At 68.3% G+C, this 14,775-nt stretch carries 13 protein-coding genes and 1 pseudogene; 7 read left to right on the top strand and 7 right to left on the bottom strand.

The genetic code is table 11. The annotated features are described in order from the left end of the window. Nucleotides 1–36 precede the first annotated feature (36 nt). The 3 genes from GCU53_RS12200 to GCU53_RS12190 all read right to left on the bottom strand — a co-directional run bounded on the left by GCU53_RS12200 (nt 37) and on the right by GCU53_RS12190 (nt 3,766). A complete protein-coding gene (locus GCU53_RS12200; protein WP_152387852.1) occupies nt 37–1,611 on the bottom strand; it encodes a SulP family inorganic anion transporter in 1,575 nt (524 codons plus the stop codon). Nucleotides 1,612–1,713: 102 nt separating this feature from the next. Further along, complete coding sequence (locus GCU53_RS12195) at nt 1,714–2,460, bottom strand: carbonic anhydrase (protein WP_152387851.1); 747 nt, start codon at nt 2,458–2,460, stop codon at nt 1,714–1,716. 523 nt (nt 2,461–2,983) lie between these two features. Further along, nucleotides 2,984–3,766 (bottom strand): DUF3658 domain-containing protein, encoded by a 783-nt coding sequence (locus tag GCU53_RS12190; RefSeq protein WP_341873498.1) that lies wholly within the window; start codon nt 3,764–3,766, stop codon nt 2,984–2,986. Nucleotides 3,767–3,941: 175 nt separating this feature from the next. On the opposite strand from GCU53_RS12190, the gene GCU53_RS12185 reads away from it, so the two are divergent. Continuing rightward, nucleotides 3,942–4,256, top strand: a complete 315-nt coding sequence (locus GCU53_RS12185) for a hypothetical protein (RefSeq protein ID WP_152387850.1) — start codon at nt 3,942–3,944, stop codon at nt 4,254–4,256. A gap of 43 nt (nt 4,257–4,299) precedes the next feature. Here GCU53_RS12185 and GCU53_RS12180 read toward each other — a convergent pair whose 3' ends face one another. Together GCU53_RS12180 and prlC are read right to left on the bottom strand one after the other, a co-directional pair. Beyond that, nucleotides 4,300–4,581, bottom strand: a complete 282-nt coding sequence (locus GCU53_RS12180; RefSeq protein ID WP_152387849.1) for a YheV family putative zinc ribbon protein — start codon at nt 4,579–4,581, stop codon at nt 4,300–4,302. Nucleotides 4,582–4,590: 9 nt separating this feature from the next. Next, a complete protein-coding gene (gene prlC / locus GCU53_RS12175) occupies nt 4,591–6,672 on the bottom strand; it encodes an oligopeptidase A (RefSeq protein ID WP_208845230.1) in 2,082 nt (693 codons plus the stop codon). Nucleotides 6,673–7,095: 423 nt separating this feature from the next. On the opposite strand from prlC, the gene GCU53_RS12170 reads away from it, so the two are divergent. From GCU53_RS12170 to GCU53_RS12155, 4 genes are all read left to right on the top strand, one after another. Then, nucleotides 7,096–7,626 carry a sigma-70 family RNA polymerase sigma factor gene (locus GCU53_RS12170; RefSeq protein ID WP_152387847.1) on the top strand — a complete coding sequence of 177 codons (531 nt, stop codon included), beginning with the start codon at nt 7,096–7,098 and terminating at the stop codon, nt 7,624–7,626. After that, the gene (locus tag GCU53_RS12165) at nt 7,610–8,593 is read left to right on the top strand and encodes a FecR domain-containing protein (protein ID WP_244306736.1); all 984 of its coding nucleotides are present in this window, start codon (nt 7,610–7,612) and stop codon (nt 8,591–8,593) included. The genes GCU53_RS12170 and GCU53_RS12165 overlap by 17 nt, the downstream gene beginning before the upstream one ends. 207 nt (nt 8,594–8,800) lie before the next feature. Next, on the top strand, nt 8,801–11,200 hold the full coding sequence (locus tag GCU53_RS12160) for a TonB-dependent siderophore receptor (RefSeq protein ID WP_152387846.1): 2,400 nt from the start codon (nt 8,801–8,803) through the stop codon (nt 11,198–11,200). A 71-nt stretch (nt 11,201–11,271) separates the two neighbouring features. Further along, on the top strand, nt 11,272–11,850 hold the full coding sequence (locus GCU53_RS12155; protein ID WP_152387845.1) for a gamma carbonic anhydrase family protein: 579 nt from the start codon (nt 11,272–11,274) through the stop codon (nt 11,848–11,850). Nucleotides 11,851–12,390: 540 nt separating this feature from the next. On the opposite strand, the pseudogene GCU53_RS12150 reads toward GCU53_RS12155, so the two are convergent. Further along, nucleotides 12,391–12,618 (bottom strand): annotated as a pseudogene (locus tag GCU53_RS12150) (DUF1161 domain-containing protein); the annotation flags it as partial. Continuing rightward, on the bottom strand, nt 12,615–13,715 hold the full coding sequence (locus GCU53_RS12145) for an aminopeptidase (protein ID WP_208845228.1): 1,101 nt from the start codon (nt 13,713–13,715) through the stop codon (nt 12,615–12,617). The gene GCU53_RS12145 and the pseudogene GCU53_RS12150, both read right to left, overlap by 4 nt. Nucleotides 13,716–13,892: 177 nt before the next feature. On the opposite strand from GCU53_RS12145, the gene GCU53_RS12140 reads away from it, so the two are divergent. Next, entirely contained in the window at nt 13,893–14,312 is a 420-nt protein-coding gene (locus GCU53_RS12140) for a PA0061/PA0062 family lipoprotein (protein WP_152387843.1), read from the top strand. A 32-nt stretch (nt 14,313–14,344) separates the two neighbouring features. Continuing rightward, nucleotides 14,345–14,761 (top strand): PA0061/PA0062 family lipoprotein, encoded by a 417-nt coding sequence (locus tag GCU53_RS12135; RefSeq protein WP_152387842.1) that lies wholly within the window; start codon nt 14,345–14,347, stop codon nt 14,759–14,761. The last annotated feature ends 14 nt before the right edge of the window (nt 14,762–14,775 follow it).

Here is a 14,775-nt window from a genome sequence, read left to right as displayed (position 1 = left end):
TGCGGGAGGGCGGATGGCCGGGGCCTGAGCGGATTTTCAGGCCGAGCCGGCGCCGCCGATGCCGACGGTGGTGCGCACCCGGCCTTCCAGGCGGCGCTTCACCGCACGGGACTCGAGCACCAGCTCGGAGCCGTTGGCCGCGCTGGCGGCGCGCCATTCGTCGAGCAGCTCCATGCAGGCGTGGTCGATATAGTTCAGGTGATCCAGCGGTACGTGCAGCTGGGTGCCCGGGCGGACCGAGGCCAGCACGCGGGACAGTTCCGGCACCTTGAGGAAGGTCGCGGAGCCGACCATGCGCAGTTCCGCGGTGCGCCCGCCCTCGTCATAGACCAGGTTGATCTTCAGCCGCGAGGCGCGCCAGGCGAGCTTGCCCAGGGTCAGGGCGAAACCGATCATCACCCCGGTCAGCAGGTCGGTGAAGACGATCGCCAGCGCCGTGGCGCCGTAGACGAACATCGGCATGCGGCCGTAGCGGCCCAGACCGCGCAGGGCCTTGATGTCGACCAGCTTGACCCCGGTGTAGACCAGCACCCCGGCCAGGCTGGCCACCGGAATGCTCTGCAGCACCGCGGTCAGCAGCAGGACGAAGGCCAGCAGCCAGAGGCCGTGGAGGATGGCGGACATGCGGGTGACGGCGCCGGCCTGCACGTTGGCCGAGCTGCGCACGATCACCCCGGTCATCGGCAGGGCGCCGAGCAGGCCGCAGAGCATGTTGCCGACGCCCTGGGAAGTCAGCTCGCGGTCGAAGTCGGCGCGCTTGCCCTGGTGCATGCGGTCCACCGCGGCGGCCGACAGCAGGGTCTCGGCGCTGGCGATGAAGGCCAGGGTCAGCGCCGCGATCAGCAGGGTGGGATCGGTCAGCAGGCGCAGCAGGTCGGCCGGCTGCACCCAGTCGATGGCATCGCCCAGGTTGGCCGGCACCTCGACCCGGCGCACGTCCATCGAGAAGATCAGGCTGAGCAGCGTCGCCAGGCTCACGCCGAGCAGCGCGCCGGGCAGGAAACGCAGCTTGGCCGGCTTGCGCTTGTCCCACAGCCACATCGTGCCGATGGTCAGCAGGCCGAGCAGGCCGGCGCTCCAGCCGTCGCCGGCGCCGAACGGCAGGGCATCGACCAGCGCCGCCGGGAAGGCCTGCAGGTTGTTCAGGCCGGAGGCCTGCGGCGAAGCGTCGAGCATCACGTGCAGCTGCGACAGGATGATCAGGATGCCGATCCCCGCCAGCATGCCGTAGACCACCGCCGGCGCGGTGACGCGGAACCAGCAGCCCAGGCGCAGGCGTCCGGCGAGCAGCTGGATCAGGCCGGCGAGCAGCAGGATCGGTCCGAGCATGGCGATGCCGTGCTGGCGCACCAGCTCGAAGACCAGCACGGCGAGGCCCGCAGCCGGACCGCTGACCTGCAGCGGCGCACCGGCCAGAGCGCCGACCACCAGGCCGCCGATGATGCCGGTGATCAGGCCCTTGGCCGGCGGCATGCCGGAGGCGATGGCGACGCCCATGCACAGCGGCAGGGCGACGAGAAAGACCACCACGGAGGCCATGGCGTCCCGTGGCAGGGTGGATTTCAGGGTTTCAAGGTTCATGGAGGCTCCTTCCATGTGCGAATCGGACATGACCCGCCCGCGGCGCAGGGCGGCAGCCCCGCACCGGAAGACCGGGCGAAAGTAAAAAACAAGGCCGATCACGGGGATCGGCCTGGCGGACTTGCCGCGGCGCTAGCGCTGGTGGAAGCGCGGGCGCGGGGTAGCCATGGGAACCGAGCCTTCGCTGTCGAGGGGGCGGAAGCAGCCCTGCTCGGCATCGTAGGCCTTGATCTCGGACGTCTCGATGGAGTAGACCCAGCCGTGGATGAACAACTGGCCGTTGGCCAGGCGTGCCGCCACCGAGGGATGGGTGCGCAGGTGGTCGAGCTGGGCGACCACGTTCTCCTCGGTGAGCACTTCCAGGGTGTCGCGGCCGGCGCAGCTGCAGCGGTTCTGCTCCACCACGGTCTTGGCCACCTCGGCATGGCGCAGCCAGGCCTTGACGGTGGGCATGCTCTCCAGGGTCGGCGGGTCCATCACCGCCTTCATGGCGCCGCAGTCGGAATGGCCACAGACGATGATGTGATGCACGCCGAGCGCCATCACCGCATATTCGATGGCGGTGGACACGCCGCCGTTGATCTGCCCGTAGGGCGGCACCACGTTGCCGACGTTGCGGGTGACGAACAGGTCGCCCGGCGCGCTCTGGGTGATCAGTTCGGGGACGATGCGCGAGTCGGCGCAGGTGATGAACATCGCTCGTGGGCGCTGGGCACTGGCCAGGGCGCGGTAGAACTCCCGCTGCTGGGGAAAGACCTCGGTGCGGAAGCGGTGGAAGCCCTCGACGATGTTCTTCAGGGCCACCTCGGCGTTTTCGGATTCGGTCCGGGCCTCGGTCGTTCCCTGCGACGGGCTCTGTCCCGAGATGAAATGGTTCATGGCATAACCTCCCTGGGTAGCGGAAAGTGGCAAGGCTCGATAGTCGCCCTCGCTGTGACGAGTCGGGACGACCGATTCGGCACAGGCGGGCGCGGGGCACTGGATGCCCTCGATGAAATCAGCCTGCGTCATTCAACTTAAATAAAGCTGAATGCGCAGTACCAATAAGTTAAGTGAAACTGAATAGCGGGCTACACAACTTAAATGAAACCGAATGCAACAAAATTTGTGTCCGCCGACTGCCCCGGCAAGCTCTTTCCATGATTGATGTCAATAAGCCACATGCGGCGTCGTGTCTGCCTTCCAGAGCAACGCTCGGGCGTCTGGCAGGGCTGTTGCGGAAAAATTGACTTGCGTGACGGGCAGGCTGCGACACACATTTTTTTACATATAGGCAACTGCCAGCATTCGCCTTATCTATAGCGGCTCACATATTTTCTTACATAACGCTTTATTGACTAATGTCCGATAAGTAACTTTGTGGGAAGTTGTTTCCCGTTGGCGGGACAAGGGGGCTGGAATATTAATCGGCCAGCCGCCGCACGCGCATGCCGGCGAGGTCGGTCTGCCCGGCTTCGAGATCGACGCGGCCCTGACGGGCCAGCTCGCGCAGGCGCCAGGCGAGGAACAGGTCGGTGGCGAAGAAGCCGCTGCAGCAGCGCATCGCCTGGGACAGCAGCGGTACCAGCGGCTGCCAGTCGTGGCTGCACAGGCACAGCAGCATGCCGTCGACCAGCCGGTAGTCCTCGGAGTGGAAGGCGCCGGCCCGCCAGCGGCGCACGCTGCCGTTTTCCGCCAGCGCCTGCCGCCACTGGCCGGCCAGCCCGTCACGGCGTTCGGCCGACAGCGGCCGGGCCTGGCGCTGGAAGTCGCGCAGCTGCTGCGGCGAGCACTGGGAAACCGCACGGCGCCGGCGCACCCCGCTGTCGCCCGTGCCGCAGGCGACTTCACGCAGCTCCAGCGGCGCCTCGCCGAGCAGTGCGGCGACTCGCGCCAGCAGCAGCTGCTCGGATGTGCTGTCGCCGTGCCAGAGCGTCACCGGCCCGCCCTGGCCGGCCAGATCCATCAGCCAGCGGGCTTCCCCGGCGAGCTGCTCGGCGAACGGCGGCTGCGCCTGGCCGGGTGGCCAGACGCTTTGCCAGAAGGCCGCACGTACCGCGCAGGGCGGCTCGTCCACATCCAGCAGCGGGCCGACCGCCAGGTCGTCGTGCAGCACCGCGATCCGCGCCGTCTCGCCGAGCAGCGGGCGGATGGCCTCGGCGGCGAGGTCGCCGCAGACCAGCTGCCAGCCATGGTTCATCGTCATTGGCAGGACTCCATGTTCGGTCGGTTAACGCCGGGCACGGCCGCGTCGGGCAGCCGCAAAGGCTCATTGTTCCTGGTCAAGCACCCGCCCGCAGCCCGCCAAGGGCCGGTCCGGGCGGGACGGTGCGCTTGCCGCCTTCTACGATAATCCTTTTAGCCGTCTGAAGGATTCGGCCATGCGCGACGGTCACTGGCAACTGCTCGACGCCGATCCCGCCTGGGCGGGCAACCCCAGCCACGACGCGCTGATCGCCTTCGCCTGGAGCGGCCCGGGCGGACGGCGCCGGCTGGTCGCGGTGAACTACGCCGACCATCCGAGCCAGGGGTTCGTCAGGCTGCCGTGGCGCGACCTCGCCGGGCGCAGCTGGCAACTGCGCGACCGGCTGGGTTCTGCGCGGTACGAGCGCGACGGCACGGAACTCGCCGCCCGCGGCCTCTACCTCGACCTGCCGGCCTGGGGCTGCCATGCGTTCGAGGTGCGCCTGGCCTAGGTCAGACGCCCCGCGCGCTCGAGGGAGCGCTGCCTGCCTGATCCTATGGCTTCTTCAGCTTCGGATTGGGAAAGAACTGCGCGGTGTGCACCTTGGGCGCGGCGGGGGCGGGGGCGGGGGCGGCCGGGGCCGCCTCGGCCTTGTTCACCCGGGTGCCGAGTTCGAGGGGCACCGACAGGCCCTGAGCATTGAGGATGTCGGCGAAGGAACAGGACACGCACTCGCGGTGCGGCACGCCGTCGACGTTCCACATGCGCACGGTGTCCATGGTTTCGCAGGCCGGGCACACGGCGCCGGCGATGAACTGCTTCTTGTGTCCGCTCATGATCTTCTCTCAGGCCGCCGCGCTCAGGCCAAGGTGACGGAGCAGGGCGTCGATGGACGGCTCGCGGCCGCGGAAATCGACGAACAGCACCATGGGGTCCTGCGAACCGCCACGGGCCAGAATCGCCTCGCGGAAGGCCTGGCCGGTGACGGGGTTGAACACGCCATCCTCCTCGAAGCGGGAGAAGGCGTCGGCGGAGAGCACTTCCGCCCACTTGTAGCTGTAGTAACCGGCCGCGTAACCGCCGGCGAAGATGTGCGAGAAGCTGTTGGGGAAGCGGTTGTAAGCCGGCGGCTGCATCACCGAGACCTCGTCGCGGATGCCCTTGAGCACCTCGAGCACGCTGCGCCCGTCGCCATGGTGGACGTGCAGCTCGAAGTCGAACAGCGAGAACTCCAGCTGGCGCGCCATCATCATGCCGGACTGGAAGTTCTTCGCCGCCAGCATCTTCTCCAGCAGGTCGGCGGGCAGGGGCTCGCCGGTCTCGTAGTGAGCGGAGATCAGCGCCAGGCCTTCCGGCTCCCAGCACCAGTTCTCCATGAACTGGCTGGGCAGCTCCACCGCGTCCCAGGGCACCCCGCTGATGCCGGAGGCGCCGGCATGCTCGATGCGCGTCAGCAGGTGGTGCAGGCCGTGGCCGAACTCGTGGAACAGGGTGGTCACCTCGTCGTGGGTGAGCAGCGCCGGCTTGCCGCCCACCGCCGGGGTGAAGTTGCACACCAGGTTGGCCACCGGGCTGACCAGCTCGCCCGCGGCGTTGCGGCGCTTGTCGCGGGCGCCGTCCATCCAGGCGCCGCCGCGCTTGTTGGCCCGCGCGTAGAGGTCGAAGAAGAAGCGCCCGACGTGCTTGCCGTTCTCGCGAATCTCGAACAGGCGCACGTCCGGATGCCAGGTGTCGAAGTCCGCAAGCTCGCGGATCTCGATGCCGTACAGGCGCTGGACCATGGCGAACAGGCCGGTCAGCACCTTGTCGATCGGGAAGTAGGCACGCAACTGCTCCTGGGAGATGCTGTAGCGCGCCTGGCGTAGCTTCTCGCTGTAGTAGCCGACGTCCCAGCTGGCGAGGTCGCTGCAGCCCTGATCAAAGGCGAAGGCGCGCAGCTCGGCCAGGTCCTGCTCGGCGAACGGCCGGCTGCGCGCGGCCAGATCGCGCAGGAAGGTCAGCACCTGCTCGCCGGAGTCGGCCATCTTGGTCGCCAGCGACAGCTCGGCGTAGCTCGGGTAGCCGAGCAACTGGGCCAGCTCGCGGCGCAGGTCGAGGATCTGCTCCATCAGCGGGCCGTTGTCGAACTGCCCGGCGTTCGGCCCCTGGTCGGAAGCGCGGGTGCAGTAGGCGGCGTAGAGCTCCTCGCGCAGGGCGCGGTCGTCGGCGTAGGTCATCACCGCGTAGTAGCTGGGGAACTCCAGGGTGATCAGCCAGCCGTCGAGCCCCTTGGCCTGGGCGGCCTGGGCCATCTGCGCCCTGGCCGAGTCGGTCAGGCCGGCCAGCGCGGCCTCGTCGGTGACGTGCTTGGTCCAGGCCTGGGTGGCGTCGAGCAATTGGTTGGAGAAGCGGCTGGTCAGCTCGGACAGGCGCATCTGGATCTCGCCGTAGCGCTTCTGCCGGTCTTCCGGCAGGTCGATGCCGGACAGGTGGAAGTCGCGCAGGGTGTGCTCGAGGATGGTCTTCTGCGCCACGTCGAAGCCGGCAGCCTCGGGGCTGGCGGCCAAGGCCTTGTAGGCGTCGCAGAGGGCGCGGTTCTGGCCCATCTCGGTCCAGTAGGCGGACAGCTTGGGCAGGCAGGCCTCGTAGGCGGCGCGCAGCTCGGGGCTGTTGCGCACCGCATTGAGATGACTGACCGGACTCCAGGCCCGGCCGAGACGCTCGCCCAGCTCGTCCAGCGCCAGCACCAGGCCGCTCCAACTCGGTGCGCCGGCCTGCTCGGCGAGGATCTGCGCGATGGCGGCGCGGTTGTCGGCGAGGATCCGGTCGATGGCCGGCTCGACATGCTCCGGACGAATCTGCGAGTAGGGCGGCAGATCGAAGGCTTGCAGGAGAGGATTGCTGGCAGTCACGGCGGTTGCCCCTGAATCGGTAGGTTCGCCGACCATGTTAATGAGAAATTTCCGACGGTGCAGCAAGGATACTACTGTCGGCGCATCGCCGGTTCGCAGCGGCGACGACGGTCGCCGGGCGGCCAGCGTCCGGGACCTGGTCAATCCGGGTCAGCAAGCGGCGCGGCAGAGTGCCTGAGGAACGGTTCTCCGGATGCCGCCACGCCTTGCGCCATCATGGGCGCTGTTCTCGGCGCCCGCCTCTACGCATGCGAAGCGCTGCCGGACTGCTGTCTTGACATGTTTGCTCGGGGTTTCTGTTGCCACTCTGCAGGGCAGGAACGACGGCCGCCGGCCTGTTCCGGCGCCTGCCGGAGCATTACCGTACGTCGATACATGCATTGCTAGCTAAGTATTAGTCGACATAAGATGAGAATTCATCTTATTTGCACGACCCAGACAAGCGGACGGTAACCGGCCATGTCGATCCCCGACACGACCTATCAGCAGCAGGTAGCGCACTACTATGCCGAGCATCATGGCTGGATACGCGCCTGGCTTTACCGGAAGCTGGGCAATGCCTGCGACTCCGCCGACCTGGCCCACGACGTGTTCCTGCGCCTGCTGGCCCGGCCGCGCCGCTTCGACAGCGACAGCCATGCCCGCGCCTACCTGCATGGCATGTCCCGCAACGTCTGCGTGGATTTCTGGCGCCGACGGCAGGTCGAGCTGGCCTGGCTGGAGGTCATGGCCGGCCGCCCCGAAGCCTTGGCGCCCTCGGAGGAGCACCGCGCCCTGGTGCTGGAAGCCCTGCAGCAGGTACATGCGATGCTTTCCCGCCTGCCGGAGAGGGTTGCCGAGGCCTTTCTCCTGGCCCAGCTCGAGGGGCTCGGCTACAAGGCCATCGGCGAGCGCCTGGGGGTTTCCGAGCGCACCGTGACCACCTACATGTCCCAGGCGATGTACCAGTGCCTGCTGCTCGAGGCCGAACTCGATGAAGCCCTCGCCTGAGGCCGGCAAGCCCGACCACGCCACCCTGCAGCAGGCGGCCGAGTGGTTCGCCCGGCTGCACGCCGATCCGCACGACGACACCACTGGCGAGGCCTGGCGGCGCTGGCACGGGCAGAGCGAGGCGCATCGCCAGGCCTGGCAGTACGTGGAACGCGTCAGCCGGCGTTTCGCCTCTTTGCAGGGCGACGTCGACGCGACCGCGCAGACCCTGCGCACGGCACGCCGCACGAACCTTTCCCGCCGCCACGCGGTGCGCAGCCTGGCGCTGTTGTCGGGCGGCGCCCTGCTCGGCTGGATCGGCTGGCGCGCCACGCCCCTGCCGCAGCTGCTCATGGCCTGGCAGGCCGACTACCGCACGGCGACCGGGGAGGTGCGCGACTTCCTGCTGGCCGACGGCACGCACATCTGGCTCAACGGCGCCAGCGCCCTGGATGCCGACTATCGGCCCGAGTGGCGGCGCCTGCGGCTGCTCGCCGGCGAAGTGCTGATCGATACCGCCGAGGAGGCCCGCCCCTTCATCGTCGACACTGCCGAAGGCCGGCTGCGGGCCCTGGGGACGCGTTTCAGCGTGACCCAGCAGGACGGAGGCACCCGGCTGGCGGTCTTCGAGGGCGCGGTGGAGGTGCGCACCGCCGGCACGGGTGCCGTGCGCCTCGTCCGGGCCGGCGAGCAGCTGCGCTTCGGCCGGCACGCCATCGGCATCCCGGAGCCGGCCGCAGCGACGCGCCAGGCCTGGGCCAGGGGCATCCTGCTGGTCGGCGACATGCCCCTGGCGGCGTTCGTCGAGGAGCTGTCGCGCTACCACCGCGGCTACCTGGGGGTCGCCCCGGAAGTCGCCCAGCTGCGGGTCATGGGCGCCTATCCCCTGCATGACCCCGAGCAGATCCTGGCCATGCTGGAAAGCGCCCTGCCGATCGCCGTTCACCGCCCGCTGCCCTGGTGGACGAGCATCGGCGCCCGTCCGTGAGCCGTGTCCGTCCTTCTCCCAATGCGCCTGTTCTGGCGTAACCGCGCGCTTTCTCAGCGGCGCCCGCTGCGGCGCCTCCCTCTGCCGGCGGTCGTCCGCCGAGAAAGTTAATAAAAATTCTCATTTTCGCTTCCGGTTTTTCCTGCTCATCCGAATTGACTGGTGACAACGGCCTCGCGCCGACCGAAATGCAGTAAGGGAAATCCCATGTCACCACGCCACGCTCGCCGCCTCCGCTTTCCGCTCGCCCCACTGACGCTGGCCGTTCCGTGCCTCCTGTGCGGCGCGCCCGCCTTGCTCCATGCCGGCGCCAGCCAGGCCGCCGAGCAGCTGCAGACACAGCACTACGACATTCCCGCCGGCCCGCTGGCCGAGCGGCTCAACCAGTTCGCCGCCCAGGCCGGCATCTACCTGGCCGGCGATGCCGCCCTCACCGCCGGCAAGCGGAGCCAGCCGCTCAAGGGCCGCTACGAGGTCGGGGAAGCGCTGCGCATCCTGCTCGGCGGCAGTGGCCTGCAGGCGGTGCCGACCCGTTCCGGTGGCTATGAGGTGCAGGCCCTGCCGGATGACGGGAGTGCGCTGGAGCTGGATGCGGTCACGGTCAGCGCCATGACGGACGAGCGGACCTACCGGGGCGCGGAGAGCGCCATCGGCGACAAGTTCGAGACGCTCTTCCTCGAGCAGTCGCAGACTGCCTACAGCGTCAACCGGCAGGTGCTGGACGACTTCGCGGTGAGCGATCTGGAGGAAACCATCAAGTTCGTCCCCGGCATCACCATCGGCAACAGCTTCGGCGGCACCCAGGACTCCCTGGTCAAGCGCGGCTTCGGCAACGGCAGCGACGGCGGGGTCCTGCGCGACGGCATCCGCACCAGCGAGGGGCGCAACTACAACAGCGTCACCACCGAGCGGGTCGAGGTGCTCAAGGGCCCGGCCTCGCTGCTCTACGGCATGCAGGAGCCGGGCGGGGTGATCAACGTCATCAGCAAGAAGCCCACCTACCAGTGGCGCAGCACTCTGGGCGGACAGCTGTCCAGCGAAGGCGGCGGCAGCGGCTATTTCGATGTGTCCGGCCCCCTGGGCGAGAGCGGCTTCGCGTTCCGCCTGATCGGCCAGCACAAGGACGAGGACTACTGGCGCAACTACGGCGTCAACCGCGACAAGCTGGTTGCGCCGTCGCTGGCCTTCGAGAGCGAGGCGTTCTCGGCCACCCTGTCCTACGAGTATTCCGACTACACCTCGGTCCTCGACCGCGGCGCCTTCTTCTACAACGGCCATGCGGTCGGCGACCGCGACCACCGGCTCGACGAGCACTGGACGCGGATCGACGGCCAGCGCCAGTACGCCAGCCTGGCCATGGAGTACCGCTTCTCCGACAGCTCGCGGCTGCGCTTCAACTATGGCTGGAACGAGAATGCCTACAGCGACTACCAGGCCGACCCGAACGCCTACGATCCGGCGACCGGAGAGCTGCGCCGGCGTTTTCGCAGCAACCCGGACGTCGAGCGGACCCGCAACTATGCGTCCCTCGACTGGCTCAACGACCTGGAGCTGGGCGGCATGCGCCACGAACTGACCCTCGGCGCCGACCACGAGCGCCACGATGAGTCGAACGGCTTCTTCCACCAGGGGCCCAATGTGTGGGGCTTCGATCCGGAGTCGCCCCATTATGGCGATCTGAAACAGGTCGAGGTGGTCAACCCCGGCAACAGCCAGCAGCGCTCGCGGGTGCGCATGCTGTCCGCCTACGTCAAGGACAACATCCATGTCGGCGAGCACTGGATCCTGTCCCTGGGCCTGCGCCACCAGCGCTTCCGCCAGCGGGACTGGGCGGGCATCCCCAGCCAGATCGGCACCAACCTGAACAAGAGCAAGAACCTGCCCTTCGTCGGCCTGGTCTACAAGCTGGACGACGAGTTCTCGCTGTACGCCAACTACAGCGAATCCTACAAGCCGAACGTCATCGCCTCCGGCACGCTGGTGGAAAGCGGCAGCGACCCGGAGGAGGGCCGCCAGTACGAGATCGGCCTGCGCTACGACAACGGCTGGCTGTCGGGGCTGGTCGCGCTGTTCGACATCCGCAAGGAGAACATCCAGACCACCGAGACCATCAACGGCGAGCAGGTCACCCGCGCGGTGGGCGAGGCGCGCTCGCGGGGCCTGGAGGCCAGCCTCAACGGCCAGCTGGGCGAGCGCTGGAACCTCATCGCCAACTACGCCTACACCGATACCGAGGTGCTCGAGGACACGCCGGCCAACGAGGGCAACGAACTGCTCAACGTCGCCCACAACGTCGCCGGCCTGTTCCTTTCCTACGACCTGCCGCAGAGCGTCCTGCCCGGCACCCTCCGACTCGGCGGCGGCGCCCGCCATGTCGGCTCGCGCGAGGGCGACACGGCGAACAGCTTCGAGCTGTCCGGCTATACCACCTACGACGCCTTCGTCACCTGGACGCTGCCGAACCTGATCGGCAAGAAGACCGAGCTGCAGCTGAACGTCGACAACCTGACCGACAAGGAATACTTCATCTCCAGCGGCGGCACCAGCAACCGGGTGTCCTGGGGCGCGGCGCGCACCGCCACACTGTCGGCGACCGTGGACTTCTGAGCGGCGGCCCGCGCTATTGCGCCCGCCGGGCCAGTTCGGGACGATACGGAACCCCACATGGAGTCTTCAGCATGAGCATCAGAACCTTCCAGGGCATCACCCCGACACTGGGCGAGCGGGTCTTCGTCGACCCCACCGCCGTGGTCCTCGGCGACGTGGCGGTCGGCGACGACAGCTCGATCTGGCCGCAGGTGGCGATCCGCGGCGACGTGCACCGCATCCGCATCGGCGCGCGCACCAGCATCCAGGATTGCAGCGTGCTGCACGTCACCCACGCCGGGCCGTTCAACCCGGACGGCTACCCGCTGGAGATCGGCGACGACGTGACCGTCGGCCACCAGGTGACCCTGCACGGCTGCCGCATCGGCAATCGCGTGCTGGTCGGCATGGGCGCCATCGTGCTGGACGGTGCGCTGGTCGAGGACGAGGTGATCATCGGCGCCGGCAGCCTGGTGCCGCCCGGCAAGACGCTGGAGAGCGGCTTCCTGTACGTCGGCAGCCCGGTGAAGCAGGTGCGCCCGCTGAACGACAAGGAGCGCAACTTCTTCCGCTACAGCGCCGACAACTACGTGCGCCTGAAGGATCAGCACCTGGCCGAGGGCTACCTGCCGCTGAAGGAGCCGCACCTGCTCGCCGACCACGAGGACTGAAGCCCTTCGGCAGGCCGGCGTGCCGTGTAGGTTATCGCTTACATGGATTCAGGTGCTTGTCCACTTACCGGCCGCAGGCCCCCTCCCTACTATTGCCCCTGTGCCGACGGATCGGCACCGGCTGACCAGGATGGCGGCCAAGGACTTCGCAGGAGAGCGATTTCATCAGGATGATGACTCAACGGAAGAAGTAGCTATTCCGAAAACGGCGAGAGCGATCCTCTCGCCGTTTTTTATTTGCGTTCCGTTCGACGACCAGCGGCCGCATGCAAGGCGGCAGGCGCCGCGCTCGGTGCAAGACTCCGCCTACCCGGGTGGCACACCTCGGCAGGTGCTCGGCGTCCGCCGCTCGTCGGTTCTCCGGATTGGCCAGGCAATCGAAGGGTTCCTGGGCGGCTCCCTGGCTGCGTCTTCCCCACGGCGCATCGTGCGCCAATCCGGAATGGCCGAAGATGCGGCTCAGTCCGCGAACGGGGCTTCGGCGGGCGCGGGGGCGGGCGCAGGGCTGGATGTCGGCGCCTCGCTGCGCCGGCCGCTGCCGTCGTTGCGCTGATAGAGGATCTTCCTGCGGCCGCCGTCGCAGCTGCCGACCACCATGCCGGGGTCGGTGACGTCCGCGTTGGGCACGATCTCCAGGGTGTAGGAAGTCACGCCGGCGGCCTGGATCTTCACCTCGATCTCCTCCCTGAGTTCCTCGCAGGGCTTGACCGCCGCCAGCAGCGGGGCGCTCAGCAGGCACAGCGAGAGGGCAAGACAGCTTCGGTTCATGGGGTGTCCTCCTGGGTGGCGAGGGTGGGTGGCGCGCCTGCCTGCAGCTCCGCCAGGCGCCGTTCGCGCGCGGCGGCCGGCAGCCGTGTCAGGCGCTCGGCTTGTTCGTAGAAGCGTGGCCAATCCCGGCCGGCGCGGCGGAATATTTCCGCAAAGGCCGGCACCCAGCCATCATACAGGCCGAACGGCAGCAGCTTGGCGTTGTTCAGCGGCCCCTCGACCCAGGCGTCGTAGCGCCGGTCGCCCTGCCACTCGACGTCGCGCAGCGCCCGGTAGCGCTGACGCAGGCGTTCGAATTCGGCCGCCTTGCGCCGGCGCAGCTCGTCCGCCGGCAGGCCGCTGGCATAGAGCTGGCGCAGCTGTTCGCGGGTCTCCAGCACCAGGCGGGCGAACTGCTCGCTCCGGTGCGCACGGCGCTCGTCGGGCGGCGGCAGGCCGCGGCTGGCGCGCCACTGGCGCAGGCCCTCGCGCTCGACGAAGCTGGCGAAGGATTCGTTGAAGGCGGTGTCGTTCGGCACGTAGAGCCTTTGGTGCGCCAGCTCGTGGAAGATCAGCGCGGCCAGGGCGTCGTCGCCGTGGCGCAGCATGCCGGCGAGGATCGGGTCGGCGAACCAGCCGAGGGTGGAATAGGCCTCCACGCCGCCGACGAAGGTGTCCAGACCCTGGCGGTTCAGCAGCGCCGCCGCGCCGCGCGCCCGGCCGAGTTCGTAGAAGCCGCGATAGGCGACGCAGCCGGCGATCGGGAAGCAGTGGGTGACCGGCGCCACCGAGAATTCTTCGGTGGCGAAGAGATTCCACACCACGTAGGGCCGTCCCAGGTCGGCGTAGAGACGGTAGCTGGCGTTGTCCGGCAGGCCGAGCCGGGCGCTGGCGAAGCGGCGGACCGCCTGGGCCTGGGCGAGACGCTGGCGCAGCGCGGGGTCGCGGACCGGATCGGCGATCACCGTGGCGACCGGTTCGCGCCGGCGCAAGAGCTCGAGCTGGCCGCCGGCCAGGTGCGCGTAATAGTCGAGCGTGGTACAGCCGTTCAGACAGACGGCTAGCAACAAGGGAACCCCTCGCACGGTAAGGTTGTCGAGTGAGCTGAAAACTTTCATCCGGTGAACCCGGTGGCCTTGCAGGCGTTCAAGGAAGGGAAGGCGGGCGGTTCGCTCGCCCGTGCATCACGGAGTGTACAGGCAGCGGACGGACAATCGCGCGCTTCGATGTGGTGGAAGCCGGCCCGGTTTTTCCAGCGCCACCGGTTCCATGACCACGACACTCCGGAGCTTCTCATGCGAGTCCTTATTCTGCTTCCCTGTCTGCTGGCCCTTGGCGGCTGCAACCTGCTGCTGCCGCGACACGATCCCGGTCATGCCTGGATCGAGCTGAATCCCCGGGTGCCCCATTCGCTGCGCGCCGCCGAGGTGGACCGCAAGGCGCTGGACGACCACCGCTTCTTCCAGGTCAGTCCCGGTGCCCACGAGCTGGGTATGCGTTACCGCTTCGAGGTGGCGGCCAGCAACATCGGCCCGAACAGCGAGCCCCACGAGCGCAATTGCCTGATCCGCCTGAACTACGAGGAGTTCGCACCCGGTCAGCGGTATAGTCTGGAGGTCGGCGAGGTCGGTTTCCGTGCCTGGGCCAGGCTCTATGACGACCAGCGCCGCATGGTGGCGAGCGGACGGGAGAGCGGCTGCAGCAGCGGCGTCTGACGCCTCGCCCGTTTTCTTGTGCGAGGCCGCCCATGCATGGACGATTTCCCTGGCTGATCCTTCCCCTGCTGCTGGCCGGCTGCGCCAGTCCGTTGCCCGAGCCGGACCCGCGGATGGCCTGGGTCGAACTGGAGGCCCGCGAGGTGACCAGCCTGCTGATGGCGGACTGGCAGGATGGCAAGCGGCTGCGCGATGGCCGCTATTTCCAGGTCACCCCCGGCGCCCATGAGCTGGAGGCGACGTTCCGCTACTACTATCAGGGCAACCCGATGGGCCGCAACCCGCTGCCCACCAGCTGCTGGCTGCGCCTGCGCTATCCGGACTTCGCCGCCGGGCAGCGCTACCGGCTGGAGGCCTGGGCCATGGCCACCCAGGTCTACGCCGTGCTCTACGACAGCGCCGGACGGGAGCTGGCCGAGGCCGAGGTGTTGGGGTGTGGGCAGTTCTAGATCCCGGAGGCTCG

It is taken from the genome of Azotobacter salinestris (assembly GCF_009363155.1).
Classification (GTDB): Bacteria; Pseudomonadota; Gammaproteobacteria; order Pseudomonadales; family Pseudomonadaceae; genus Azotobacter; species Azotobacter salinestris.
The sequence above is the reverse complement of the archived record's forward strand: the minus strand, read 5'-3'. Positions and strand labels throughout refer to the sequence as shown.